1 pseudogene is annotated in these 494 nt (G+C 43.1%); it reads right to left on the reverse strand.

From position 1 onward, the window contains the following. Positions 1-467, reverse strand: a pseudogene (locus QTN94_RS20435) (DUF6708 domain-containing protein); the annotation flags it as partial. Positions 468-494: the final 27 nt, after the last annotated feature.

A 494-nucleotide genomic window follows, 5' to 3' on the forward strand; every position in this document is an offset into this window, starting at 1 on the left:
CCATCTTTTAACCGCCCGTAGCCCATATGGGTTTTCGCGACAATGACGGATATTTCACACTCTTGCCACGGAATACGATAGAGCACTTTATCGTGCCATACGTAAACCTCTTGGTTTTGTTTATGAAAGCGTACCGGCATGGCGATGGGTTTGAAAAGTCCTACCGCTATAGTAACTCCGATCAATGCCAAATAAATTAAGTCAATAACATAGGTATCTGACCATGCCAGTCCATCAATAAATCCCCAACCTTTTAACCCGATCCATATCAGGGTAAAAAGAAACACCAGCCCCATAAACTCGCCTCTACCATGGACAGACTGCACACGCATATCAAGAAAATCTTTATGGCCACCAGCAGAAAACAGTTCAAAAAACTCGCCTAAGCTTTCGACCTCGCCAGGTTCAGTCGTTTCGTGCACCAAAGTTATTTTTTTATTACCTGGATTTAATGGTTCTTGTTGCATTAAATGACCATTGGGGTAGTGATCCAC

Source organism: Vibrio sp. M250220, assembly GCF_036533795.1.
Taxonomy (GTDB): Bacteria; Pseudomonadota; Gammaproteobacteria; order Enterobacterales; family Vibrionaceae; genus Vibrio.